Annotated in this window: 24 protein-coding genes and 2 pseudogenes; 17 read left to right on the plus strand and 9 right to left on the minus strand. The window is 73.5% G+C overall.

What is annotated here, in order from left to right:
* Together RBJ77_RS41385 and RBJ77_RS41390 are read right to left on the minus strand one after the other, a co-directional pair.
* Positions 1-268 (minus strand): hypothetical protein (locus tag RBJ77_RS41385; protein WP_372349690.1); only part of this gene is annotated, 268 nt, incomplete at its 3' end.
* A 40-nt stretch (positions 269-308) separates the two neighbouring features.
* Entirely contained in the window at positions 309-857 is a 549-nt protein-coding gene (locus tag RBJ77_RS41390; RefSeq protein ID WP_372349709.1) for a DUF6228 family protein, read from the minus strand.
* A 36-nt stretch (positions 858-893) separates the two neighbouring features.
* Between RBJ77_RS41390 and RBJ77_RS41395 the strand changes: the two genes are divergently transcribed.
* Positions 894-1385, plus strand: a complete 492-nt coding sequence (locus RBJ77_RS41395; RefSeq protein WP_372349691.1) for a glutathione peroxidase — start codon at positions 894-896, stop codon at positions 1383-1385.
* Positions 1386-1446: 61 nt separating this feature from the next.
* Here RBJ77_RS41395 and RBJ77_RS41400 read toward each other — a convergent pair whose 3' ends face one another.
* Entirely contained in the window at positions 1447-1677 is a 231-nt protein-coding gene (locus RBJ77_RS41400; protein WP_372349692.1) for a hypothetical protein, read from the minus strand.
* Positions 1674-1868: a hypothetical protein gene (locus RBJ77_RS41405; RefSeq protein WP_372349693.1), complete on the minus strand. Its 195-nt coding sequence runs from the start codon at positions 1866-1868 to the stop codon at positions 1674-1676. The genes RBJ77_RS41400 and RBJ77_RS41405 overlap by 4 nt, the downstream gene beginning before the upstream one ends.
* A gap of 87 nt (positions 1869-1955) precedes the next feature.
* Between RBJ77_RS41405 and RBJ77_RS41410 the strand changes: the two genes are divergently transcribed.
* Complete coding sequence (locus RBJ77_RS41410) at positions 1956-3473, plus strand: MFS transporter (RefSeq protein ID WP_372349694.1); 1518 nt, start codon at positions 1956-1958, stop codon at positions 3471-3473.
* A 13-nt stretch (positions 3474-3486) separates the two neighbouring features.
* On the opposite strand, the gene RBJ77_RS41415 is transcribed toward RBJ77_RS41410, so the two are convergent.
* Positions 3487-3960 carry an SsgA family sporulation/cell division regulator gene (locus RBJ77_RS41415; protein ID WP_372349695.1) on the minus strand — a complete coding sequence of 158 codons (474 nt, stop codon included), beginning with the start codon at positions 3958-3960 and terminating at the stop codon, positions 3487-3489.
* A 215-nt stretch (positions 3961-4175) separates the two neighbouring features.
* Here RBJ77_RS41415 and RBJ77_RS41420 point away from each other — a divergent pair, with 215 nt between their 5' ends.
* The 13 genes and pseudogenes from RBJ77_RS41420 (at position 4176) to RBJ77_RS41480 (ending at position 20053) form a co-directional block, all read left to right on the plus strand.
* Positions 4176-5867, plus strand: a complete 1692-nt coding sequence (locus RBJ77_RS41420; RefSeq protein WP_372349696.1) for a sigma factor — start codon at positions 4176-4178, stop codon at positions 5865-5867.
* A 78-nt stretch (positions 5868-5945) separates the two neighbouring features.
* Positions 5946-7493 carry an ATP-dependent DNA ligase gene (locus tag RBJ77_RS41425; RefSeq protein ID WP_372349697.1) on the plus strand — a complete coding sequence of 516 codons (1548 nt, stop codon included), beginning with the start codon at positions 5946-5948 and terminating at the stop codon, positions 7491-7493.
* 134 nt (positions 7494-7627) lie between these two features.
* Positions 7628-8113: a TrkA C-terminal domain-containing protein gene (locus RBJ77_RS41430; RefSeq protein WP_255972642.1), complete on the plus strand. Its 486-nt coding sequence runs from the start codon at positions 7628-7630 to the stop codon at positions 8111-8113.
* Between the two features lie 4 nt (positions 8114-8117).
* Positions 8118-9353 (plus strand): cation:proton antiporter, encoded by a 1236-nt coding sequence (locus tag RBJ77_RS41435; protein ID WP_372349698.1) that lies wholly within the window; start codon positions 8118-8120, stop codon positions 9351-9353.
* A gap of 132 nt (positions 9354-9485) precedes the next feature.
* Positions 9486-11030 (plus strand): MFS transporter, encoded by a 1545-nt coding sequence (locus RBJ77_RS41440; RefSeq protein ID WP_372349699.1) that lies wholly within the window; start codon positions 9486-9488, stop codon positions 11028-11030.
* A gap of 148 nt (positions 11031-11178) precedes the next feature.
* On the plus strand, positions 11179-11706 hold the full coding sequence (locus RBJ77_RS41445) for a GAF domain-containing protein (RefSeq protein ID WP_255972647.1): 528 nt from the start codon (positions 11179-11181) through the stop codon (positions 11704-11706).
* Positions 11707-11848: 142 nt separating this feature from the next.
* Positions 11849-12499: pseudogene (locus tag RBJ77_RS41450) on the plus strand (ABC transporter ATP-binding protein); the annotation flags it as partial.
* Positions 12500-12570: 71 nt separating this feature from the next.
* On the plus strand, positions 12571-13368 hold the full coding sequence (locus tag RBJ77_RS41455) for an ABC transporter permease (RefSeq protein WP_372349700.1): 798 nt from the start codon (positions 12571-12573) through the stop codon (positions 13366-13368).
* Positions 13361-14629 carry a sensor histidine kinase gene (locus RBJ77_RS41460; RefSeq protein ID WP_372349701.1) on the plus strand — a complete coding sequence of 423 codons (1269 nt, stop codon included), beginning with the start codon at positions 13361-13363 and terminating at the stop codon, positions 14627-14629. The genes RBJ77_RS41455 and RBJ77_RS41460 overlap by 8 nt, the downstream gene beginning before the upstream one ends.
* 97 nt (positions 14630-14726) lie before the next feature.
* The gene (locus tag RBJ77_RS41465) at positions 14727-15374 is read left to right on the plus strand and encodes a response regulator transcription factor (protein ID WP_255972655.1); all 648 of its coding nucleotides are present in this window, start codon (positions 14727-14729) and stop codon (positions 15372-15374) included.
* Between the two features lie 4 nt (positions 15375-15378).
* On the plus strand, positions 15379-15855 hold the full coding sequence (locus RBJ77_RS41470; protein ID WP_372349702.1) for an NUDIX domain-containing protein: 477 nt from the start codon (positions 15379-15381) through the stop codon (positions 15853-15855).
* 198 nt (positions 15856-16053) lie between these two features.
* Positions 16054-17448 carry an NADP-dependent succinic semialdehyde dehydrogenase gene (locus RBJ77_RS41475; protein WP_372349703.1) on the plus strand — a complete coding sequence of 465 codons (1395 nt, stop codon included), beginning with the start codon at positions 16054-16056 and terminating at the stop codon, positions 17446-17448.
* 151 nt (positions 17449-17599) lie between these two features.
* On the plus strand, positions 17600-20053 hold the full coding sequence (locus tag RBJ77_RS41480; protein ID WP_372349704.1) for a polysaccharide lyase 8 family protein: 2454 nt from the start codon (positions 17600-17602) through the stop codon (positions 20051-20053).
* Here the strand turns inward: RBJ77_RS41480 and RBJ77_RS41485 are convergent.
* A complete protein-coding gene (locus tag RBJ77_RS41485; protein WP_372349710.1) occupies positions 20040-21155 on the minus strand; it encodes a substrate-binding domain-containing protein in 1116 nt (371 codons plus the stop codon). The genes RBJ77_RS41480 and RBJ77_RS41485 overlap by 14 nt on opposite strands.
* A 127-nt stretch (positions 21156-21282) precedes the next feature.
* Between RBJ77_RS41485 and RBJ77_RS41490 the strand changes: the two genes are divergently transcribed.
* Positions 21283-22059 carry a hypothetical protein gene (locus tag RBJ77_RS41490; protein WP_372349705.1) on the plus strand — a complete coding sequence of 259 codons (777 nt, stop codon included), beginning with the start codon at positions 21283-21285 and terminating at the stop codon, positions 22057-22059.
* On the opposite strand, the gene RBJ77_RS41495 is transcribed toward RBJ77_RS41490, so the two are convergent.
* The gene (locus RBJ77_RS41495) at positions 22050-22409 is read right to left on the minus strand and encodes a hypothetical protein (protein WP_372349706.1); all 360 of its coding nucleotides are present in this window, start codon (positions 22407-22409) and stop codon (positions 22050-22052) included. The genes RBJ77_RS41490 and RBJ77_RS41495 overlap by 10 nt on opposite strands.
* Before the next feature lie 169 nt (positions 22410-22578).
* Here RBJ77_RS41495 and RBJ77_RS41500 point away from each other — a divergent pair, with 169 nt between their 5' ends.
* Positions 22579-23973 carry an esterase-like activity of phytase family protein gene (locus RBJ77_RS41500; protein WP_372349707.1) on the plus strand — a complete coding sequence of 465 codons (1395 nt, stop codon included), beginning with the start codon at positions 22579-22581 and terminating at the stop codon, positions 23971-23973.
* A 55-nt stretch (positions 23974-24028) separates the two neighbouring features.
* Here the strand turns inward: RBJ77_RS41500 and RBJ77_RS41505 are convergent, their stop codons facing one another.
* Together RBJ77_RS41505 and RBJ77_RS41510 are read right to left on the minus strand one after the other, a co-directional pair.
* Positions 24029-24454: a hypothetical protein gene (locus RBJ77_RS41505; protein WP_372349708.1), complete on the minus strand. Its 426-nt coding sequence runs from the start codon at positions 24452-24454 to the stop codon at positions 24029-24031.
* A gap of 55 nt (positions 24455-24509) precedes the next feature.
* A pseudogene (locus RBJ77_RS41510) lies at positions 24510-25171 on the minus strand (xylose isomerase); the annotation flags it as partial.

The following is a 25171-nucleotide window of genomic DNA, read 5'->3' on the forward strand; positions in this document are numbered from 1 at the left end:
AGTACAAGGCCAGGCACAAGGTCGAGTGCCGGATCGGCTTGTTGAAGCAGGAGATCAACGGACCGGTCGACCACGGCGAGGTGTCCTCGTCGTCCTCACCGGTTTCGCACCACCGCTCAAGGAGCACAGCCACGTAAGCGGCTATGCGTTCGGACGGCGGCGCGGCTTCCCCGTCGAGGTAGCGGTCGCTCAGGTCGGCGAAGACGCGGCGGGCGGTCCTGTCGTCGGCCGGCATCTCGCCTTCCCAGACAGCAAGGTCGTAGCTCATGACGCGGAGACTCTCACGCGGCTATGACATCCACCCGGAATCAGTCGGGAAGGACCTCGTCCCGACCGGCCCGCGCCCAGGGCTCGGCCGTCAAGAAGGCGTGCATCTCAGCGGCCAGGTTGCGCATGTCCTCGCCGGGCGCGTGACCGGTCGTCGCCTCGAAGCACCACTCGTGGTCGGGCAACGGGGCACGCAACGCCCACGTCAGTTCGACACGTGCCCCGGTGTGCTCCGCCGAGACCGTCAGATCGCGCTCCAGCGAACACCACTCCCGGACACCGCTCCATCCGCGGAAGGACTCGGCCAGTTGAGCCAGGAAGTCATCGAGCCCGTCACCTCCCCACGTCCTCACCCCGACCTCGACCGCCACTCCCGGGCCGCGGGCCGTCACCACGAAGTCGCGCATCGGATCGCCCGGCTCCTCCGGGAAGGCACGCACAAGATGATGGAAGTTCAGTGCCAGTGCCGCATCGCTCTCGGGGCCCACGCGCAGTAGGGGGCCGCTCTGTTCCTCGGACATGCGCGCAGAGTAGGTCGGGCCGTTGCGCCATGGCCAAGGAATATGCCGCTCGCGCACCAGGGGCAGCACACGATCCAAGCCCGGTCGCGGCGTACGCTCCGGACCATGACCGTTTACGACGCAGTAGAGATCGACCGCCTCCAGGGCGGATCCGCCGAGCTGACCCAGTACCTGGGGCAGGCCGTTCTGATCGTCAACGTCGCCTCGAAGTGCGGCCTCACCCCGCAGTACGCGGGTCTGGAGCGGCTGCACGAGCAGTACGCGGAGCGGGGTTTCACGGTGCTCGGGGTGCCCTGCAACCAGTTCATGGGGCAGGAGCCCGGCTCCGCCGACGAGATCGCCGAATTCTGCTCCGCGACCTATGGCGTGACGTTCCCCATGACGGAGAAGGTCGACGTCAACGGGGCCGACCGGCACCCGCTGTACGCCAGGCTCACCGAGGTGGCGGACGGCGAGGGGTACACCGGTGACATCCGCTGGAACTTCGAGAAGGTGCTGATCGACGCGTCCGGCAACGCCGTCGCGCGGTTCTCGCCGCAGACCGAGCCCGACGCTCCCGAGGTCGTCGCCGCCGTGGAGAAGCACCTGCCGCGCTGAGCCCCCTGCCCCTCCTCGATGCCCTCGGACGGTGAACCGTCCGAGGGCATCGGCGTGTCGGTCACATCGCCTCGTACCGGTGCGCACATCCGCCGCACCAGTGGATGAGCGGCGAGTCCCCCAGCACGAGCCCGTCCGCGTCGTCGAGACCGGCGCGGCGCAGGAACTCGATCAGGTCGCGGTCGCTGTGCGCGAGGCCGAGCGCGGTGCCGCCGACGGTCACCCGGCGCCCGCCCGCCGGCGAGGGCCGCTGCACGACTATCTCGGGGGCGCGCCGCCCCGCCGCCGTCACGCCTCCCCCTGCGCGCGGCGCCGCAGCTCCGCCTTCTCCGCGGGGGTCAGCCGCTCGCCGGCCAGGATCCGCGAAAGGTGCAGCAGGCGGCGCCGCAGGGCGGTGCGGCCGGGCTGGAGCGCCAGGCGTCGGTACGTCGCGGTCCACTCCCGCTGTGTCTGGACGAGGTCATCGGTGATGGTGTGCCGCATGAGGCCACTAGAGCATGTGTTCGATTTTAGAGGCAAGCGGTGACCCGCCGGTCGCGCCCGCGCGGGCGCTTCGGGATACTGACCGCGATGGCTGCCACGGCCCACCCCGCGCCCGACGCCGCCCCCGGCGTGAGGCTGTCCTCGGCGCGCGGGCGGTGGATCCTCGCGTGCGTGGTGCTGGCGTCCGGCATGGCGATGCTCGACGGGACCGTCGTGAACGTCGCGCTGCCGACGATGGGCCGGGACCTCGGCGCCTCGCTGTCGGCCCTGCAGTGGGTCGTCAACGCCTACATGCTGACCTTGTCCGCCCTGCTGCTGTGGGGCGGGGCGATGGGCGACCGGATCGGGCGGCGGCGGGCACTGGTCGTGGGTGTCGTGTGGTTCGCGGTCGCCTCAGCGGCGTGCGGTCTCGCGCCGGAGGAGGGCACGCTGATCGCGGCGCGGGCGCTGCAGGGCGTCGGCGGGGCCCTGCTGACGCCGGGGTCGCTGGCGCTGGTGCGGTCCGTGTTCCACCCCGACGACCAGGCCAGGGCAGTCGGCGCCTGGTCGGGTCTCACCGGGGTGGCGGGCGCGCTCGGGCCGTTCCTCGGCGGGTGGCTGATCGACGGCCCCGGATGGCGCTGGATCTTCCTCATCAACGTGCCGATCGCCGCCGTCGTGCTGCTCATCGCCCTGCGGCACGTGCCCGAGAGCCGGGACGCCGCGGCCGCGGACGCCCCGTTCGACCAGGCCGGAGCGGTGCTCGCCGCGGTGTGCCTGGCCGGGGTGAGCTATGCGCTGATCGGGGCGTCGGGCGGCGCGTCCGGCGTGGCGACCGGTCTGGCCGCGCTCGTCGGCGTCCTCGCCGGTGTCGCCTTCGTGGCCGTGGAGCGGCGGCGGGCCGCGCCGATGCTGCCGCCGGCACTGTTCCGCTCGCGCCTGTTCAGCGCCGCGAACGGAATGACGCTCTGCCTCTACGCGGCGATCGGCGGCATCCTCTTCCTGCTCCCCGTCCAGCTTCAAGTCGCCCTGGGATACGACGCGTTGGAAGCCGGGGTGGCGACCCTGCCGGTGACCGTGCTGATGCTGCTGCTGTCGGCCAGGGCGGGCGACCTGGCCCGCCGGGTGGGGCCGACGCTGCCGCTCGTCGTGGGTCCGGTCGTCGCCGCGACCGGGGTGCTGCTGATGCTGCGGATCGGTCCCGGTTCGCCGTACGCCGCCGACGTGCTGCCGGCGGTCGCCGTACTGGGTCTCGGCATGAGTCTGTTCGTGGCGCCGCTGACCACGACGGTCCTCGCGTCGGTGGAACCGGAGCACGCCGGGCTCGCCAGCGGTGTGAACAACACGGCGGCGCGGGTCGCGCAGCTGCTGGTGGTCGCCGCACTGCCGCTCGCCGTCGGCCTGTCCGGCGACGCCTACACGCAGCCCGAGGCCGTGAACACCTCGTTCCACCGCGCCGCATACGGCTGCGCAGCGCTGTTCGCGCTCGGCGCCGCCACGGCGGCCCTGTTCATCCGGCCGCGCGCGGTGCGCCCGCGCCTGGCGGAGGCGCCGCGCCCGCAGTGCCGGGCCCACCTCGGCGTCTCCGCGCCCGCGCTCGAACCGGGCGACGAGCCTCGGCGGTAGCTCCCGCCGGACGTCACGCGTGACCGCCGTGAGCGGTGTGCCCGCCGTCGTGCCCGCCGTCGTGCCCGAAGAGCGTCGCGAGCGCGTGGTCGACGACGGCCGCCACGTCCTCGCCGCCGGCCGGCACGAGCGCGTACGACCGCGTCAGGAAACGCCGCAGCACCGCCGTGTCGAACTGGACCACGGCCATGCCCTCGGGCGCGTGCAGTTCGACGACGGTACGGGCCCGGCCGCACGGCCAGACGTGGACGTCACCGGAGCCGGTCGGCGCCCGCAGCCCCTCGTCGAGCAGCGTGCGCGCGAACGCCCACGTCACCTCGGTCCCGGCCAGGGTGGCCTCGGCGGGGAAGGCCACGTGGATCGCGAGCGGATCCCCCGAGGCGTAGCGGAGCGTGACGGTGATGCCGCGCTCGGGGCCCTGGCCCTCGGCGGTGACGAGACGGGCACGGGCGGACTGTTCGAGCGTGACGGGCAGGGTGATCGGCATGACGGGCTCCCTTTCTGCGCTGCGTGTTCCTGATGCCCGTTCGACGCGGGAGCGGGGGCACGCATTACGGCGTTTCGCGAAAAGGTCGTTGTGACCTGCGCCACTCACCCCTCCATAATCCGACATTTGTCAATTAACGTTTCAAACTTGCCGGAAAACCCCCGCCCGATCCGCAGTCGGGCGGCCCTGCCGACGTCGTACGGATGTGTCCTGCCATGACCGACGGCCCCGCCGCCGCGCCGATACCGCCCGCCGCCACGGAAGGCGGTCCCAGTCCTGCCGCGTACGCGCGGATCTACGAGGCGGAGCAGCCCCGCCTCGTCGCGTACGCCCGCTCGCTCACCGGGAACCCCTGGCTCGCCGACGACCTGGTCGCCGAGGCCCACTTCAAGGTGTGGCGACGGCTGTCCGGCGGGCACGCGATCGACAACGTCGCCGCGTACCTGACCACGACCGTGCGCCACCTCGCCGCCACCGCGGGCCGTGGCGCCGCCCGCGAGACGCCGCTGGATCCGCACGCCGGGGTCGAGCCGGTGCAGGTCGCGTACAACAACCAGGACCCGGCGGCCCGCGCCTCCTCGGTCGACCTGCTGACCCGAGTCCTCGGCCAGCTGCCCGAGCGCTGGGTGAAGGCGCTGTGGCTCGCGGAGGCGGAGGGGCAGCCGCTGGAGGCGGTGGGCAAGGGCATCGGCGCGGGCAGCGGCGCGACGGCCGTGCTGCTGCACCGGGCCAGGGAGGGGATGCGGCAGGCGTTCCTGCGCGCCCATCCCGGGACGCCGGAGAGCGCCGCCTGCGAGGCGCACTGGGACCGGATGCCCGCGCACGTGCGCGGCAGCGCGTCCACGCGGCAGTCCGAGAAGCTGCTCGCCCACGTCGACACCTGCGACGACTGCCGGGGCCGGCTCGCGGTACTGCTGCGCGCCAACGTCCGGCTGCCCGCACTGGTGGGCCCGGCGCTGCTGGTCTTCGTGCTCGGCGGGGCGGGCAAGTTCCTGCTGCCGCTCGCGGCCGGGGCGGGGGCCGGCGCCGGTGCCGGTGCCGGTGCGGCGTCCGGCGGGCACGGTTCCGGGTTCCTGCACGGGATGCGGCATCTGCTGACCGGCGGCGCCAAGGCGCCGGCCGCGGTCGCCGGTGTCCTCGGGGTCTCGGTCGTGGGCGCGGCCGTCGCGGCGGGGGTCGTCCTCACCGGCTCCGGAGAGCCCGTGCCGTCGCAACGCCCCGCGGCCGCGGTGAGCGACTCGGGACGGGACACGACCACCGCCCCGAGCCCGCGCTCCCCGCAGCCGGGCGCGCCCGAGACCGAGAAGTCCCCCGCGACACCCGAAGCTCCCGCCGCACGACGCGAACAGCCCGAACAGCCCGAGCAGCCCGAACAGCAGACGAAGCCGACCGTCCCGGCCCAGCCCGCACCCCCGAAGACGACCGCGCCCGCCACCCCGGCCCCCGCAGAACCCACCGAGCCCACCGAGCCCACCGAGCCCACCGAGCCCCCGAAGGAACCGGCCGAGCCCACCGCCCCGGCCACCCCGTCGGCCCCGGCCGAACCGACGACACCACCCCAGCCGGTCGAGCCGACCCAGCCGGTCGAGCCGGTCGAACCGACCCAGCCGACGACACCCGCTCAGCCCATCCAACCCACCGAACCGACCGAACCGACCGAACCCGTTCAGCCCACCACCCCCCCCCAGCCGACGGAACCGACCTCCCCACCGGAACCGACCCGGCCCACCGAACCCATCACGCCCACCGAACCCACCACGCCGACCGATCCCCCGGTCACCACACCCACGCCCACCCCCCCCCCCACCCCCACACCCACACCCACGCCCACGCCCACGCCCACGCCCACGCCCACGCCCACCTGCGAACCTTGGCTCGGCCCCATCTACATCTGCCGCGTCGGATAAGGCCCGCCCCGCCCCACGCGGCCCCACGCGGCCCCATGCCCCCGTGCGCCCCGCACCCGCACGTTGCACCATGGCTGCATGTTGTTCGCCCGGCTCGCTCAGGTGTCCCAGGAGGTGGCCGCCACCTCGGCGCGGTCCCGGAAGACCGCGCTGCTCGCCGAACTGTTCCGGGACGCCGAGCCCGACGACGTGCCGATCGTCATCCCCTACCTGGCCGGACGGCTCCCGCAGGGGCGTCTCGGCGTGGGCTGGCGGGTGCTGAGCGAGCGGGTCGACCCGGCCGCCGAACCCCGGCTGACGGTGCAGGACGTGGACGCCGCGCTGACCGTCATCGGCGATGTCTCCGGCGCCGGGTCGCAGGCCGAACGCAAGCGCCTCGTGGGCGAGTTGATGGGTGCGGCCACGGAGGACGAGCAGCGGTTCCTGTTCGGCCTGGTGACCGGCGAGGTGCGGCAGGGCGCGCTGGACGCGGTGGCCCTGGACGGGCTGGCTCAGGCGACGGACGCTCCCCCGGCGGACGTCCGGCGGGCGGTGATGCTGGCGGGCGGTCTGCAGCCGGTCGCCCGGGCGCTGCTCGCGGACGGTCCCGGCGCGCTCGACGCGTTCCGGCTGACCGTGGGCCGGCCGGTGCTGCCCATGCTGGCGCACAGCGCGTCGTCCGTCGGTGCGGCGCTGGACAAACTGGCGGCCTGCGCCGTGGAGGAGAAGCTCGACGGCATCCGCGTGCAGGTGCACCGGGACGGGGCCGAGGTCCGGGTCTACACGCGCACGCTCGACGACATCACCGACCGGCTGCCCGAAGTGACCGCGGCGGCGGCCGGGTTGACGGCCGACCGGTTCATCCTCGACGGCGAGGTCGTCTCGCTGGACGCCGGTGGCCGGCCGCGGGCTTTCCAGGAGGTGGCCGGGCGGGTCGGGTCGCGGGTGGACGTGGCGCGGGCGGCCGAGGCGCTGCCGGTCTCCCCCGTGTTCTTCGACGTGCTGTCCGTCGACGGGCAGGACCTGCTGGACCTGCCGTACGGGCAGCGGCACGAACGGCTGGCGGGCCTCGTCCCCGAGCCGATGCGGGTGCGGCGCCTCGTCGTCGAGGACGAGTCCGACGCCGAACAGCGCGCCGCCGCCGATGAGTTCTTCACCGCCACGCTCGGGCGCGGCCACGAGGGCGTCGTCGTCAAGGGACTGGAGGCGCCGTACAGTGCGGGGCGCCGTGGCGCGTCGTGGCTGAAGGTGAAGCCGGTGCACACCCTGGACCTGGTGGTGCTCGCGGCCGAGTGGGGGCACGGGCGGCGCACCGGGAAGCTGTCCAACCTGCACCTGGGCGCGCGTCGCGCCGATGGCTCGTACGCGATGCTCGGCAAGACGTTCAAGGGGCTCACCGACGCGCTGCTGGCCTGGCAGACCGAGCGGTTGCGGGAGCTTGCGGTGAACGACGACGGGCACGTCGTGACCGTGCGGCCCGAGCTGGTCGTCGAGATCGCCTACGACGGGCTGCAGCGGTCGACCCGCTACCCGGCGGGCGTCACGCTGCGGTTCGCGCGCGTCGTGCGCTACCGGGACGACAAGACGGCCGAACAGGCGGACACCGTGGACGCCGTGCTGGCCGCGCACCCACCCCTCGACGGCTGACCGTTTCTTTGCCAAAAGTTGAGCAGTATAGGGTGACTCGAGCGCTGAAAGATGCATCCGCCACGTAATGGCGTCCGGGACCGCAGCCCGGAACTCACGGATACGCACGGATACGCACGGACAAGGGGAGAGACGTGCCCGCTTCACGCCTGAGCCGGACACCACTGCCGGGAATCGGCTTCCGCTACGACCTGACCACCCGCGAACAACGCCAACTGTCCGTCGTGGCGCACCGGGACGGAGGCCGCACGCTCAGCGCGTACCGGGCCGACGACCCCGACGCGTGCGCCCTGTCGCTCAAGCTGACCTCGGGCGAAGCGGCGTACCTCATCGACGCGTTGATGCCCTCGCACCACAGCCCGAACCTGCTGCACACCACCGATCTGGGGCTCGTCGCCGAGCGCATCGAGATCCCCGGCGTCTCGCACTGGAACGGCCGGCTGCTCGGCGAGACGCAGATGCGCACCGAGACCGGCGCCTCGATCGTGGCGGTGCTGCGCCGCGCCGAGGCGATCCCGTCGCCGACCCCCGACTTCCGGCTGGCGGGCGGCGACACGGTCATCGTGATCGGTACCCGCGAGGGCGTCGAGGCGGCGGCCACGATCCTGGGTCGGGAGTGATCGGATGCATTCCGCTGTCTTCCTCATCGAGTTCGGGGCGATCATCCTGGCGCTCGGCCTCCTCGGCCGGCTCGCGGGGCGCCTGCGCTTCTCGCCGATCCCGCTGTACCTCCTCGCCGGCCTCGCGTTCGGCGAGGGCGGTCTGCTGCCGCTCGGCGCGAGCGAGGAGTTCGTCGCCATCGGCGCCGAGATAGGCGTCATCCTGCTCCTGCTGATGCTCGGCCTGGAGTACACGGCGAGCGACCTCGTCAGCAATCTCAAGACGCAGTACCCGGCGGGGCTCGTCGACATGACGTTCAACGCGCTGCCCGGTGCGGCCGCCGCTCTCCTCATGGGCTGGGGGCCGGTCGCGGCCGTCGTGCTCGCCGGCGTCACCTGGATCTCGTCGTCCGGCGTGATCGCCAAGGTGCTCGGCGACCTGGGGCGGCTCGGCAACCGCGAGACGCCGGTGATCCTCAGCATCCTCGTCCTCGAGGACCTGGCGATGGCGGTGTACCTGCCCATCATCACGGCCCTGCTGGCCGGGGTGGGCTGGGCCGCGGGCGGTCTCACACTCGCCATCGCGCTGGGCGCCGCCGGACTCGTGCTGTTCGTCGCGGTCCGCTACGGGCGGCACATCTCCCGGTTCGTCTCCAGCGACGACCCGGAGAAGCTGCTGCTGGTCGTGCTGGGTCTCACCATCCTCGTCGCGGGCCTGGCCCAGCAGCTCCAGGTGTCCGCCGCGGTGGGCGCGTTCCTCGTCGGCATCGCCCTGTCCGGCGAGGTCGCGGAGGGCACGCACACGCTGCTGTCGCCGCTGCGCGACCTGTTCGCCGCCGTGTTCTTCGTGTTCTTCGGCCTGCACACCGATCCGGCCAGCATTCCTCCGGTACTGCTGCCCGCGCTGGTGCTCGCCGTCGTCACGGCCTGCACCAAGATCTTCACCGGGTGGTGGGCGGCCCGCCGGGCCGGCGTGTCCGTGAAGGGCCGCTGGCGGGCCGGTGGCGCGCTCGTCGCGCGCGGCGAGTTCTCCATCGTGATCGCCGGTCTCGCCGTGACGTCCGGCATCGAGCCGCGGCTCGGCCCGCTGGCGACGGCGTACGTGCTGATCCTGGTGATCGTCGGACCGCTCACGGCCCGCTACACGGAGCCCCTCGCCCAGCGGCTGTTCCGCTCCAGGCCGACGCCGGCGGCCGCGGCCGTGCCCGCGCCCCGGACCCCGTCCGACGAGTCGACGGCGGTCGACGAGCAGATCCGCTGAGAACCCGGCGCCCGCGGGCGGTCCGGGGCGTGGTGAACGGTCCCGTTCCCTCCCCGGTCGCCGTCCGTGAGCCGGGCGCTTAGCGTGGTGGACGAGCACGAGCGGGGGGTTTGTGGGTGTCTGGAGGCCACCATGGATCGCTCGCCCGAATCCGCCGAGTCCGCCGAATCCGCAGGCTCCACCGCCGAACCCGGCACACGGTCCGCGCCACCCGGCGGCGCCCCCTACGCGGGCGGCGGTGCGCACGAGCACCGCTGGCTGATCCTCGGTGTCATCGGCATCGCGCAGCTGATGGTCGTCCTGGACGCGACGATCGTGAACATCGCGCTGCCGTCGGCCCAGCAGGACCTGGGCTTCTCCGACGGCAACCGGCAGTGGATCGTCACCGCCTACGCACTCGCCTTCGGCAGTCTGCTGCTGCTCGGCGGGCGCGTCGCGGACCTCGTGGGCCGCAAGGCGGTCTTCCTCGCCGGTCTGGCCGGGTTCGCGGCGGCGTCCGCGTTCGGCGGCGCGGCGACGAGCTTCGGGATGCTGGTGGGCGCACGGGCCCTGCAGGGCGTGTTCGGCGCGCTGCTCGCGCCGGCCGCCCTGTCGCTGCTCACCACGACGTTCACGGACCCGAAGGAACGCGCCAAGGCGTTCGGCATCTACGGTGCCATCGCGGGCGCGGGCGGCGCCGTCGGCCTGCTGCTCGGCGGCGTGCTGACCGAGTACCTGGACTGGCGCTGGTGCCTGTACGTGAACCTCGCGTTCGCCGTCGTCGCCATGGCCGGCGGGGCGCGGCTGCTGCACGGCGGCCGGCCCGCGGACCGGCCGAAGCTGGACGTGCCCGGCACGATCCTGGTCTCGGTCGGCCTGTTCTGCATCGTCTACGGCTTCTCGAACGCGGAGACGCACGCCTGGGGCGACGTGCAGACCTGGGGCTTCCTCGTCGTCGGCGCGCTGCTGCTCGTCGCGTTCGCCTGGTGGGAGACGCGGGCCGCGCATCCGCTGCTGCCGCTGCGCGTCGTCCTCGACCGGGACCGCGGCGCCTCGTACCTGGCGATGTTCATCTCCGGTGCCGGCATGTTCGGCGTGTTCCTGTTCCTGACGTACTACCTCCAGCAGATCCTCGGCTACTCGCCGGTGATCACCGGCGTCTCCTTCCTGCCGATGGTCGCCTGCATGGTCGTCTCGTCGGTCGTCGCCACGAACTCCCTCGTCCCGAGGCTCGGACCGAAACCGATCGTGCCGCTCGGCATGGCCCTGTCCGCCGTGGCCATGGCGTGGCTGACGTCGCTTGACCTGACCAGCAGCTACGCGGCGCACGTGCTGCCGCCGCTGCTCGTCGCCGGTATCGGCCTCGGCCTGATCTTCGCCACGGCCATGAACCTCGCCACCGCCGGGATCGCCGCGCACGACGCGGGCGTGGCCTCCGCGATGGTCAACACCAGCCAGCAGGTGGGCGGTTCGATCGGTACGGCCCTGCTCAACACGCTCGCCACGAGCGCCGCGACGAACTACCTCGTCGGCAAGCAGCCCACCCCACAGGTGCGCGCGCAGGCGTCGATGGAGAGCTACTCGACGGCGTACTGGTGGTCGGCGCTGTTCTTCGCGATCGGCTTCGTGGTCACTCTGGTGCTGTACCGGCCGGGCCGGCCGAAGGCCGTGGCCGGCGAGGGCGCCGTGCACATGTGAGACGGCCGTGCGGGGCGTGCCGGTGGAACGGTTCGGGCGGCCCATCCACCGGGCATACCCCTTCTGCAAAGTCCGCCCATCGGGCCCTGCGCCGGGTGGGCGGACGTGCGGGGTGCGGGGCGGACGAGGTCGGGTCGAGGGGGACGTCATGCGCGGCGTGCCGTACGAGGCGTACCAGGTGGACAGCGAACGGCTCGCGACGGCCTTCGTCGAAGTGGCGGACGCCGCCGTGCGGGGCGGTCCCCAGGCCATCGCCGCGCTCGTGGGCACCTGTGTGTCGCTGCTCGGGGTGCCGTCGGCGGCGGCCGTGCTCAAACCCCCGACGGGGCGGGTCGAGGTGGCCGCGTCGGACAACCGGGGCCTGCGGCTCGAGCGGGCCGCGCTGTCCTGGGGCGAGGGGCCCGGCGCGGACTGCCGGGCCTCGGCGATGCCCATCCGCGGGGTGCCGCTGGCGCATCCGTACGCGCGGGCCAACTGGCCGTCGTACACGGCGATGGCGCGGTCCCTGGGGTTCGCGTGCGTGGTGGCGGTGCCGCTGCGGGCCGCGGACCGGTCCTTCGGCTCGCTCAGTCTGCTCTCGGAGCGGCCGGGCCCGCCGGGGCCGCTGCAACTGCGGCTCGGCCAGCACCTCGCGGACGCCGCCGCGCTCGGCATCCTGCCGAGGTCGCGGCTCTGACCGGCGTCCGGCCTGGGGGATTTCCCCCAGCGGGGTCGGAGGACAACCTCGTTCCGGCGCTCCCGCGCCGTCCCTAGCGTGGATCACACACCGGATCGGACACCGGATCGCGCACCACGCGGCGACGGAACAGGGGGTCGTGATGATCGAGGCCAGGGGTCTCACCAAACGGTACGGCAGGACGGTCGCCGTCGAGGAGCTGAGCTTCCGGGTGCGTCCCGGCAGCGTGACGGGGTTCCTCGGCCCGAACGGCTCCGGCAAGTCCACCACCCTGCGCATGCTCGTGGGCCTGGACCGGCCGGACGCCGGGCACGCCACGATCGGCGGGCGGCCGTACGCGGAACTGCGCTGGCCGCTGCGGGAGGTGGGGGCGCTCCTGGAGGCCCGCACGTTCCATCCGGGGCGCAGCGCGCGCGGCCATCTCGCGGCGCTCGCCGCGGGCGGCGGCATCGACCCGTCCCGGGTCGACGTGGTCCTGGAGACGGTCGGCCTGGCGTCGGTCGCGGGCCGCAGGGCCGGGTCGTTCTCGCTGGGCATGGCGCAGCGGCTCGGCATCGCGGCGGCGCTCCTCGGCGATCCGGGGGTGCTGCTCTTCGACGAGCCGGTGAACGGGCTCGACCCCGAAGGGGTGCGCTGGATCCGCGAGTTGATGCGTTCGCTCGCCGCCGAGGGCCGTACGGTCCTGCTGTCGAGCCACCTCATCAGCGAGATGGCACTGACCGCCGACCACCTCCTGGTGATCGGACGGGGCAGGCTGCTCGCGGACACGTCGGTGGCCGAACTGACCGCGTCCGGGCGGTCGTTGGAGGAGGCGTTCTTCGCGCTGACCGGAGACGCGGCGGCGTACCAGGCAGGAGGAGCACGATGACCACGACGGCGTACGCACCCGCACTCACCGGCCACTACGGCTTCCGGGAGGCCGCCCGGATGGAGTGGATCAAACTGCGCACCCTGCGCTCGACGTCCTGCGCGCTGCTCCTGACGGTCGTCGGCATGATCGCCATGGGGGTCGTGACGATGGCCAACACCAAGGCGCCGCACGGCGCTTCGAAGGTGGCGAGCTTCGATCCGACGAACAACGTGCTGGCCGGGGTGGCCCTCGGCCAGCTGATCGTCGGGGTGCTCGGGGTCCTGGTCGTCACCGGCGAGTACGCGTCGGGCACCATCCGCGCCACGCTCGCCGCGGTGCCCGACCGGCGCCTCGCGCTCACCGCGAAGGCGGCCGTCTTCGGCGGACTCGCCCTGCTGGTAGGCGAGTCGGTCACGTTCGTGGCGTTCCTCGCGGGGCGTGCGGCGCTCGCCGCGGACGTCCCGCATCCCTCGCTCGGCGACCCGGACGTGCTGCGCGCGGTCCTGCTGTCGGGCGCCTACCTCGCGATGGTCGGCCTGATGGGCATCGCCATCGGTGCGATCACCCGGCACACGGCGAGCGCCATCGGGGTCTTCGTCGGCATCACGTACGTCCTGCCGGCGCTGCTCGCCGGGACGACCGGCACGACGGTGGCGAAGTTCTTCCCCACGATGATCGCGGGCAACTCCCTCGCGGTGACCGTCCCGGTGGACGGGATGCTGTCGCCGTGGGCCGGGTTCGTGGTGCTGTGCCTGTTCACCGCGGCGCTCCTCGCTGCGGGCGGCCGACTGCTGGTGCGTCGCGATGCGTGAGGTCCTGCCGGCCTGGACGCGACGGCGGGCATGGGCGGAGGCGGCGTACTGCCTCCTGTCCGCCGTCCCCGCGCTCGCCGGGTTCCTGCTCGTGGTGGTCTGTCTCGCGCTCGGGTCGGCACTGACCCTGACGCTGATCGGGGCGGTCCTCGGCATGCTCTTCCTGGTCACGGGTCTCGCGCTGGCACGCGGTCTCGGGACGCTCCAACGGCGCCTCGCCCACGGCCTGTTGGAGGCGCGGGTGGCCGAGCCGGCCGGGCCGCGGCCGGCCGGCGGGCTGTTCGCGCGCACCGAGGCACGGCTGCGCGACGGGGCGGCCTGGCGGGCGGTGGCGTACGTCCTGGTGCGGCTGCCGCTCGCGATGCTCGGCCTGTACGCGGTGTCGTGGTGGGCGGTCGGCGCGGTGAACGTGATCGCGCCGATCCGCTGGGCGTTCACGCCGGACGACCTGAACCTGGTGACGCCACTGCCGTGGGGCGGCTCGCCGCAGGTCCACTCGCTCCGGGGCGCGCTCGGCACCGCGCTGGCGGGCTGCGCGATCCTGCTGGTCGCGCCGTGGCTGACCCGGGCCGCCGCGACGGCCGACCTCGCCCTGGTCCGCGCCCTGCTCGCCCCCGGCCGGCTGGCCGACCGGGTCCGGGACCTGGAGGAGACCCGGGCGCTCGCCGTGGACGACGCGAACGCCCGCCTGCGCCGTCTGGAGCGCGATCTGCACGACGGGGCCCAGGTGCGTCTCGTGGCGCTCGCGATGAGCCTGGACATGGTGCGCGAACAGCTCGACGACCGGGACCGTCCCGAGCTGCGGCGGCTGGTCGAGACGGCCCGGGACAACGCGACCGAGGCCCTCACCGAACTGCGCGACCTCTCCCGCGGCCTGCATCCCCCGGCCCTGGACGGCGGCCTCCCCGACGCCCTCACCACGCTCGCCGCGCGTTCCTCGCTCCCCGTCGACGTGACGACGGACGTGCCCGAGCGGCCGACCCCGGCGATCGAGAGCCTCGCCTACTACTGCGCGGCGGAGCTCCTGACCAACGTCATCAAGCACAGCGGGGCGACCCGCTGCGGCATGGAACTCGCGGCGGGCGACGGCACGTTGAGGCTGCGGGTGACGGACGACGGGCGGGGCGGCGCGCGGCCGGTCGACGAGGGCGGGCTCGCCGGACTGGCGCAGCGGGTGCGGACGGTGGACGGGACGCTGGAGGTGACGAGCCCGGAGGGCGGTCCGACACGGGTGACCGTGCACCTTCCCCTGCACGCATGATCAGCACCCGGCCGTCGAGCCGCTCCGGCGGTCGAGGAGCAGTGTCCCGAGCAGCGAGAGGCGAGCCGATGGAGGCCCCCATGAGACGATCCCGACCATGCGCGTAGTCATCGCCGAGGACGCGGCCGTCCTGCGGGAGCTGCTGGCCCAGATGCTGACGATGCGCGGGCACGAGGTCGCGGCGGCCGTGGCGGACGCGGACGCGCTGCGGGCCGCCGTCGCCGAGCACCGGCCGGACGTGACGGTCGTCGACATCCGGATGCCCCCGACGCACACGGACGACGGACTGCGCGCCGCGATCGACATCCGCCGTGACCACCCCGGCACGGGTGTCCTGCTGTTCTCCCAGTACGTCGAGACGAAGTACGCGACGCGGCTGCTGGCCGAGGGGTCGGCGGGCGTCGGGTACCTGCTCAAGGAGCGGGTGGCGAACGTCGCCGAGTTCACGGACGCGCTCGCCCGGGTCGCGGCGGGCGGCACCGCCCTCGACCCGGAGGTGGTCACCCAGCTGGCCGGGGCCGGCCGGCGCACGGAGGAGATCGCCTCGCTGACCGGCCGGGAGCGCGAGGTGCTGACCCTGATGGCCGAGGGCCGCTCGAACGCCGCGATCGCCCAGTCCCTGCACGTGTCGGCGGGCACGGTCGAGAAGCACGTCGCGGCGATCTTCGGGAAGCTCGGGCTGCCCGCGTCCGAGGACCAGAACCGCCGCGTACTCGCGGTCATCCGGTATCTGCACCGAGACTGACGGCATGGCCGACGGGACGAAGCGAACGAAACGCAGCGCGGGTCTGCTCCTCTTCCGCCGCACCCCCACCGGGCCCGAGGTGCTGCTCGGGCACATGGGCGGCCCGTTCTGGGCGCGCAAGGAGGCGGGCGCCTGGAGCGTGCCGAAGGGCGAGTACGGGGACGACGAGGCCCCGTGGGACGCGGCCCGCCGCGAGTTCACCGAGGAGCTGGGGCTGCCGGCGCCCGAGGGGACCCCGCTGCCGCTGGGCGACACCGTCCAGTCGGGCGGCAAGCACGTGACGGTGTGGGCGGTGGAGGGCGACCTCGACCCCGCGGACGTGGCGCCCGGCACGTTCACGATGGAGTGGCCGCGCGGTTCCGGCCGGACGGCGGAGTTCCCCGAGCTGGACCGGGTGGCGTGGTTCGGCCTGGACGCGGCGCGCGGCGTCGTGGTCAAGGCGCAGACGGTGTTCCTGGACCGGCTCGCCGAACACCTCTGACGGCCTGGCCGACGACGACCGGACCTCCGACCGCAGGTCCGAGACGCAGGTCCGAGAGGCGGGTCCGCGAGGCGGGGCTGCGGGGCCGTACGGAACGCACGTCTGACGTCCGGCGCGCCGGGTACCCGGGGCGGCCCGCGTTGCGCCGCGCCGCGCCGCGCGGGAAGGTCGAAGGAACCGTGCACAGGAGGTCTTTCCATGCCCATCGCGACGGTCAACCCCGCGAACGGCGAGACGCTGAGGACGTTCGACGCCCTCTCCCCCGAGGACGTCGAGCAGAAGCTGGCCCGGGCGGCCGAGGCGTTCGCGTCGTACCGGACGACGACGTTCTTCGACCGGGCGCGGCTGCTGCAGCGGGCCGCCGACCTGCTGGACGCGGACACCCCCGACATCGCCAGGACCATGACGACCGAGATGGGCAAGCCGGTCGCCGCCGCCCGCGCCGAGGCCGCGAAGTGCGCGAAGACGATGCGCTGGTACGCCGAGAACGCGCAGCGCCTGCTCGCCGACGAGCACCCGGCCGAGCCCGACGTGAAGGACTCCGGCGCGGCCCGCGCACACGTCCGCTACCGGCCGCTGGGCGTGGTGCTCGCGGTGATGCCGTGGAACTTCCCGCTGTGGCAGGTCGTCCGGTTCGCGGCGCCCGCCCTGATGGCGGGGAACGTGGGCCTGCTCAAGCACGCGTCGAACGTGCCGCAGACCGCGCTCTACCTGGAGGACCTGTTCCGCAGGGCCGGGTTCCCCGAGGGCTGCTTCCAGACGCTCCTCATCGGGTCCGGGGCGGTCGAGGGCGTGCTGCGCGACGAGCGGGTGGCCGCGGCCACCCTCACCGGCAGCGAACCCGCGGGCCGCTCGGTGGCCTCGATCGCGGGCGACGAGGTGAAGAAGACGGTCCTGGAGCTGGGCGGCAGCGACCCGTACGTGGTCCTGCCGTCGGCGGACGTCGAGAAGGCGGCCGGGACCGCGGTCACCGCGCGGGTGCAGAACAACGGGCAGTCGTGCATCGCGGCGAAGCGGTTCATCGTCCACGAGGACGTCTTCGACCGGTTCCGGGACGCCTTCGTCGAGGGCATGCGGGCGCTGCGCGTCGGTGACCCGCTCGACGAGGACACGGACGTCGGTCCGCTCGCCAGCGAACAGGGCCGCACGGACCTGGAGGAACTGGTCGACGACGCCGTCGAGAGCGGCGCGACGGTGCTGTGCGGCGGGCAGCGGCCGAAGGACTTCGCCGACCACGGCTGGTTCTACGAGCCGACCGTCCTCGCCGACATCACGCCGGAGATGCGGATCCACCGCGAGGAGACGTTCGGCCCGGTGGCGACGCTGTACCGGGTCACGGACCTGGACGAGGCCATCGCCGTCGCGAACGACACTCCGTTCGGGCTGAGCTCGAACCTGTGGACCGGCGACGAGGACGAGATCGAGCGGTTCGTCCAGGACAGTCAGGCGGGCGGCGTCTTCGTGAACGGCATGACGGCGTCGCACCCCGCGCTCCCCTTCGGCGGCGCCAAGCGCTCCGGGTACGGGCGGGAACTGTCGGGCCACGGCATCCAGGAGTTCTGCAACATCACCACGGTGTGGATCGGCGCCTGACCCCGCTCCACCCCCTAGCCCGCCGACCACCCGCCGACCACCCGCCGAACGATCGAAACGATCAATTCGGCCGATTCTCTTGAGCGTTTGAATCACCGGGTGCTAGAAACCGCTTACTCCCAGCGGACCCTCCAGCATCCCGGAGCTCTTCATGACGTCGCCGTCGCTTCCTGCCCTCTCGCCGTTCTGGTCCCGCCGCGCCTTCCTCGCCACGGGCGCGGCCGTCGGTGCCGCGCTCGCCGTCGGACTGCCCCGGCGGGCCTCGGCCGCCGAGGACGAGTTCGCCCAACTGCGAGCCCGCTGGCGGTCGTTGTACCTCGGCGAGGGGTTCAGCCCGACCGCCGAGCCGTTCAGGTCGAAGCTCGCCACGCTCGGCGCGCAGGCCAGAACCTGGCAGGGCGCGATGAACCCGGTGGCCGGATCCCTCTGGCCGGACGCCGTGTTCGGCGATCCTGAGCCCGACACGGACACGGAGTCGTACGGCTACTCGGAGAAGATCCAGACCAGTTACGAGCGGGTCCGGGTGATGGCGGAGGCGTTCTGTCAGCCCGGCACCGGGCTGACCGGCGACGCGTCCCTCAAGGCGGCCGTGCTCACCGCCGTGGACCACCTGAGCACCCAGGTCTACAACAAGTCCCAGGCGCAGTTCGGGAACTGGTACAACTTCCAGATAGGCGCCCCGCAGCGGCTGCTGGACATCGCGATCCTCATGTACGAGCACCTGAGCGCCGCGCAGCTGACGGCGGCGGTCGAGGCGATCGACCACTTCGTGCCCGACTCGCTCGTCGCGAAGTACACGGGCACCAGCACCGGCGCCAACCGCATCGACCTGTGCCGCGTCCTGGCGCTGCGCGGCATCCTCGACGGCACGGCGGCGAAGGTCGCCCTGGCCCGCGACGCCATCTCGCCGGTGTTCCCGTACGTCACCTCGGGCGACGGCCTCTACGCGGACGGCTCGCTGATCCAGCACACGTACGTGCCGTACACGGGCTCGTACGGCGCGGTCCTCATCGACGGCCTGAGCAAGCTGTTCGCCCTGCTCGGCGGCTCCACCTGGGCGATCACCGACGGCGGGCGGCAGATCTTCCTCGACTCGGTGGAGAGCGCCTACGCGCCGTTCCTGCACGACGGGCTGATGGTCGACAACGTGTCCGGGCGGGCGATCAGCCGCGGCCTGGTCGCCACCGACCAGCTCAAGGTCCAGCAGGACGACCACTCCCGCGGGCACGCGATCATCGCCTCGATCCTGCTGCTCGGGCAGGGTGCGAGCGCCGAGGAGAACGCGCGCTGGCAGGGGCTCGCCAAGGGCTGGTTCACCCGTGACCGCTACAGCGACGTGACGACGGGCCGCACGCTCGGAGTCGCCGCGCTGTCCCGCGTGGCGACGCTGCTCGGCGACTCCGGCGTGAAGCCGGCCGCCGAGCCGGCCGGGCACCAGGTGTTCCCGGCGATGGCGCGCGCCGCGCACCGCTCGGGCCGGTTCACCGCCTCGGTGTCGATGGCGTCGAAGGCGATCACGTTCTACGAGAACGGCAACGGCGAGAACGTCCGCGGCTGGCACACCGGTTCGGGAATGCTCTACTGGTGGGCCGACGGCGACGGTGCGGGCGGCGGGCAGTACAGCGACGGCTACTGGCCGACCGTGGACCCCTACCGGCTGCCCGGCACGACCGTGTCGCGCAAGCCGCTCGCGGACGCCGAGGGCGGCACGTGGGGCGCGGCCCGGCCGGACACCACCTGGGTGGGCGGCGCGACGGACGGCACGTACGGGACGGTGGCGCAGGACCTGCGCGGGCTGTCCTCGACCCTCAGGGGCCGCAAGTCGTGGTTCTTCCTGGACGACGCGGTCGTCTGTCTCGGCGCCGGCATCACCGGTGCGGACGGCGCGGGCGTGGAGAGCGTCGTCGACAACCGGAACCTGGGGGTGGCGGGCACGGCGCGGCTGACCGTCGACGGGCGGCCGCAGCCGGTCTCGCAGGGGTGGAACTCGGCTTTCCCGAGGGCGCGTTGGGCCCATCTGGCCGGGCACGGAGGGTACGTCTTCCCCGGCGGGGCGCCCCTGACGGCGCTGCGCGAGGAGCGCACGGGCAGCTGGAAGGACATCAACGGCGGCGGTTCGGCCGACCCGGTCACGCGCCGGTACGTCACCCTGCTCGCCGACCACGGGACGGACCCGGCGGACGCCGACTACGCCTACGTCCTGCTGCCGGGTGCGACCGAGGCGCGCACGGCGGCCCGCGCGGCGGACCGCGACTGGCTCGGCGTCACCGTCAACTCCGCTGCCCAGCAAGGCGTTCGGGTGCCGTCGCTCGGCTTCACCGGAGTGACGTTCTGGGAGCCGGGCACGGTCGGCAAGGTGAGCGTGGACGCCCCACTGATCGTGCAGATCCGGGAGCGCAGGGACGGCACGGCGACGGTCAGCGTCAGTGACCCGAACCGGAGCGTCACCGGTGCCACGCTGACGTGGCGGCGGCCGGTCAGGTCCGTGACGTCGAAGCCGGGATCGGTCACCGGGGTGCGGACGGGCCGGGAGCTGCAGCTGACCTTCGGCGATCTGAGCGCCGCAGGAGGCGTGTCGCAGAAGGTCGTGGTCAGGCTGAACTGACCGGCGCCCCGCACGACTCCCTGACCCGCAACTCCGGGAGGATGTCGAGGTGTTGGCCCGGCCCGCCGCAGCCGTCCGGCGCGGTGAGCCGGGTCAGCAGCAGTTCCGCGGCGTGCCGGCCCACCGCCCGCTTGGCCGGGGCCACCGCGGTCAGCGGCAGGTCCGCGAGGGCGGCGACCTCGTCGTCGTACGTGATGACGGCGAGGTCTTCGGGGACGCGCACGCCGTAGGCCCGCAGGCGGGGGACGACGACGATCGCGTCGGCGTCGCTGTGCAGGATCGCGGCGCTCACCCCGTGTTTCTCGACCGCGTCCCGCAGGTGGGCGAAGGTCCGCTCGAAGCGCTCGGCCTCCGTGGTGGCGGGCGTGCGCGACGGCTCCGGCGCCGAGCGCAGGCCGAGCGCCGCCACGGCCGCCTCGTAGCCGCTCCTCAACCGGGCACTGGTGGGCGACTCCTGGGCCGCGAGGGCGATGGTGCGGTGACCGAGCGCGGCGAGGTGACGGACGGCCTCGGCGGCGCCGTGGGCGTGGTCGGAGCGGACCCGGTCGAGGGCGGCGGCCGGATGGCCGTGCGGCGCGGAGCGCTCCACGAGGACCGTGGGCACCGGCCGCTCGGTGATCCGCAGCCCCTCCCCCGGACCCGGCACGCCGGTCTCCCAGCTCGGCGTCAGGAGCAGTCCGTCGACGCCCGCGGCCAGCAGCCGGTCGACCTGGACGGAGTCCTCGCCCGGCAGGTAGTGGGAGAGCGCGACGACGAGCCGGGCGCCGCGCGCCTCGACGGCCTCGCGGGCACCGCGCACGACGTCGGAGTAGTAGTACTCGGTCGTCGGCACGACCATGCCGACGACGATCCCCCGCGCCTGCCTGCCGGTCCCGTCCGGTGATTCGGCGGGACCGGGCGCGGTCCGTGCGCCGTCGCCCGGCCAGACGACGGCGCCGTGCAGCCGGTGCAGCCGGCCCTGCGCCGCGAGGGTCTCCACGTCGCGGCGGAGCGTCACCGGGGAGACGCCCAGCTCGTCGGCGAGGTCGGCGACGCGCAGCGTGCCGCGCTCCCGCAGGAGTTCGAGGACGCGCGCGTGGCGCCGGTCGACGTGCAGCCGCATGCCCTGGCTCTCCCCCGTGTCACCGCCGCGGCGCAGTTGCCGCGGCCCGGTCATCGTATCGATCGACTGTGCTCGGAACGATCCTTTCGGTCGATCGGTCGGCCGGCTCCGGCGCTACAGTCGCGGGATGTTCTCCGTCGAGGAACGTGACCTGGTCCGTGCGCGGCTCCTCGCGCTCGCCGAGGCCGACCCGGGCGTCGACGGCGCGGCCGTCACCGGTTCGTTCGCCGTGGACGGCGGCGACCGCTGGTCGGACATCGACGTGATGCTCGGCGTCCGGGGCGAGCCGGCCGCGGCCCTGGAGCGCTGGACGGAGCTGCTGTACGGCGAGTTCGGGGCGCTGCACCACTGGGACCTGCCCGCCGGGGCCCTGGTCTACCGGGTGTTCCTGCTGCCCGGCGGTCTGGAGGTGGACCTGGGGTTCGCCTCGGGCGACGACTTCGCGCCCCGGGGCCCGGCCTGGCGGCCGGTGTTCGGGGTGCCGGGTCCCGGGCGGGAGGCCGCGCCGCCCGAGCCGGGGCGGCTCGCGGGGCTCGGCTGGCACCACGCGCTGCATGCCCGGGCCTGCGTCGAGCGCGGCCGCGGCTGGCAGGCGCAGCACTGGATCGGGGCGCTGCGCGACCAGGTGATCGCGCTGGCGTGTGTGCGTCTCGGGCTTCCGTGGGCGTACGCGAAGGGCGCGCATCTGCTGCCGGCCGAGGTCACCGGAGTACTGGAGGAGACGTTGGCGCGCTCGCTCGACGCGGGCGAGCTGCGGCGGGCGCTGCGGGCCGCCGTGCGCGCGTTCCAGGCGGAACTGGCGCGCACGGACGGCGAGTTGGCCGGGCGGCTGGGGCCCGTCCTGGACCGGGTGGGCTTCGAGGGACAGGGTCAGGGTCAGGAGCAGGGGCCGGGTCAGGACTGATCCGGCCAGGGCCGCCAGGAGAGCGCGTCCCGCCACCCCGGCCGGTCGCGGGCCCACGCGGCCACCACGTCGGCGACCGGCTCGACCGCGAACGGGCTGCGGTCGCACGGCACATGGGCCTGGAAGTGCCGGTCGGGTCCGCCGTCGCGGTACTCGACCTGGTAGCTCAGGTCGTCGTTGAGGGCGACCTGGATGTAGTGCTGGTCCACCGGCTCGCGGTCGAGGCGGGCCACGACGACGTGCCGGTGGGTGAGGTTCATGTCGGCCAGCAGGTCGTGCAACTGCTCGTCGGACGGGTCGTCCCACGCCGTGCCGTTCCACTCGGTCGCGCGACGTATCGGGTCTGTCACGGGCCCGACTCTACGGGCCCGGGCGCACCGGCCCGTCCGGGGCCGGGCGGCCGGGTGCCGTGCGCGCGACCCGCATCCGTTCTCCCTCGTTCACCCCGCCGTCACCGGTGGTTCGACGGCAGGGCCGAGCGTGTGCGCAGTTCACCCTTCACGCGCCTCAGGAGGCCTCATGTCCCCGTTCGTCCCCGGCAAGCGCCGCGTCCGCCGAACCGTCGCGGCGGGGGTGCCGATCGCCGCACTGGCCGCGCTCGTGGTGGCCGGGACCGCGTCGGGTGCGCCGGGCGGGTCGGGTGCGTCGGCCTCTTCGGGCGGATCGGGTGCGTCCGCCGCGCCCGGTGCGGCACGGATCACCGGCAGTGCGACGCTCGGCGACCTGCCGCTGGGTGCGTTCAGCAACCGTCTGCTGCCGGGCACGGTGGCCGACGACCGCGGCGTCGACCTCGGTGGCATCGGCTCCGACATCTACCCGGCGGGCCGCGAGGGCGAGTTCTGGACGGTGACGGACCGGGGCCCGAACGGGCAGATCAAGGTGGACGGCACGAAGCGGCGCACGTTCCCCGTGCCGGGCTTCGACCCGGCCATCGTGAAGATCCGCGTGACCGGTGACCGGGTGAAGGTGCTCGACGCGATCCCGCTGACCACGTCGGCCGGCAAGCCGGTGACCGGTCTGCCGAACCAGGACGGCCGGGACGAGAAGCCGTACTCGTACGACGCGCAGTCCCCGCTCTCCTACGACGCGGCCGGTCTCGACACCGAGGGCATCGTGCGCGCGGCGGACGGCACGTTCTGGCTGGTCGACGAGTACGGTCCGTCGCTCGTGCACGTCTCCGCGCGGGGCAAGGTGCTGGCCCGGCACGTGCCGCGGGGGCTGAACCTGAAGGGCGCCGGCTACCCGGTCGTCGAGTCGCTGCCGTCGGTGCTGCTGCACCGGAAGATCAACCGCGGGTTCGAGGGACTCGCCCAACTGCCGGGCGGTGACCTGGTGCTGGCCGTGCAGAGCCCGCTGTCGCTGCCGGACGGGGACGCGGGCGACGCCTCGCGCACCACGCGGCTGCTGCGGTTCTCGCCGAAGAAGCAGGCGGTGACGGCCGAGTACGCGTACCGCTTCGACCCGGTCGGTGTCGTCGACCCGGGCGAGGACGACACGTCGGAGCTGAAGATCTCCTCGGTCGTCGCGGTCGGCGGTGACCGGCTGCTCGTGGAGGAGCGCACCGACAAGGCGGCCCGCCTCCAGGAGGTCAGGCTGACGCGCGGCGCGAACATCCTGGGCGGCGCGTGGGACGACGCCGCCACGGCGCCGTCCCTGGAGCAGCTCGACGATCCGGCGGCGGCCGGGGTGCCGGTGCTCAGGAAGCGGCTCGTGGTGGATCTGCACACGCTCGACGGCGTGCCGGACAAGATCGAGGGCGTGGCCGTCGCCGGGCACGGCACGCTCGCGCTGATCAACGACAACGACTTCGGCATGACCGACGGGACGGGCGCGTTCGACGCGAACGGCCGCCTCGTGGACAGCGGCATCGAGACGAAGGTGACGTACGTGAAGCTGCCGAAGGGCGCGCTCTAGCCCACCTCTCGTCCCGGCGTCCCGGTCACCCGGGACCACTCGTGATCACTCGGCATCACCCGGGCAGCAGGCTCTCCACGTCGCTCGGCAGCAGCCCGCTGGGGAACTCGCTGGGCAGCTCGCTCGGGATCCTGCTCGGGATCCTCGACGGGAGGTTGCTGGGCAGCTCGCTCGGCAGCCGGGACGGGATGCCGAACGACGGTGACCTGCTGACCTTTTGGCTGCTCTTGCTCGGGGACGGTTCGTCGTTCTTGCCCGACGAACCGTCCCTGGTCGCCACCAGCACCACGGCGCCGACGATCACCACGAGCCCGACGAGCACCGCGATCAGCAGCAGCGGACCCCGCCGGGCGCGCCGCGGCCCGTCCGGCGGCGGCGCACCGAAGGAGCCGCCGTCGGACGGCGGGCCGAACCCGCCGCCCGAGGGCGGCCGGTCGCTCGGCGGCGGGGGCGGCTGCGGCGGCAGCGGGGGTACGGACATACCCCCAGGGTCGCCGCCGGGGGCCGAACGCGCGACCCCCTGACGGAAGTCGGCGTCAGCCGCGGGCGCCCAGCAGGTGGTCCATCGCCAGCTGGTCGAGGCGCTCGAAGGCCATCGAGCGCTCGGCGGCCGCGGTCACGTCGAAGTTCTCGAACGCGGACCGGTCCGCGAGGAGTCCGGCGAGGCCGTCGGCAGCGGTGGGCTGCGCCAGCTCGTCGAGCCGCGACGCGCGCAGCGCCTCCTGCACCTCCGGGTCGCCGCGGAAGGCCGCCGCACGCTCCTTGAGGATCAGGTAGTTGCGCATGCAGCCCGCGGCCGACTCCCACACGCCGTCGAAGCCCTCGGTGCGCGGCGGCTTGAAGTCGAAGACCTTCGGGCCGCTGTAACCGGCCGACTCCAGCAGGTCCACCAGCCAGAAGGCGGCCCGCAGGTCGCCGGCGCCGAAGCGCAGGTCCTGGTCGTACTTGATGCCGTTCTGCCCGTTGAGGTCGATGTGATACAGCTTGTCCGCCCACAGGGCCTGGGCGATGCCGTGCGGGAAGTTGAGGCCCGCCATCTGCTCGTGGCCGACCTCCGGGTTCACACCGAACAGCTCCGGGCGCTCCAGGCGCTCGATGAACGCGAGGGCGTGGCCGACGGTGGGCAGGAGGATGTCGCCGCGGGGCTCGTTCGGCTTCGGCTCGATGGCGAAGCGCAGGTCGTAGCCCTGCTCCGTGA

The organism is Streptomyces sp. KL116D, from assembly GCF_030766975.1.
Lineage (GTDB): Bacteria > Actinomycetota > Actinomycetes > Streptomycetales > Streptomycetaceae > Streptomyces > Streptomyces longispororuber_A.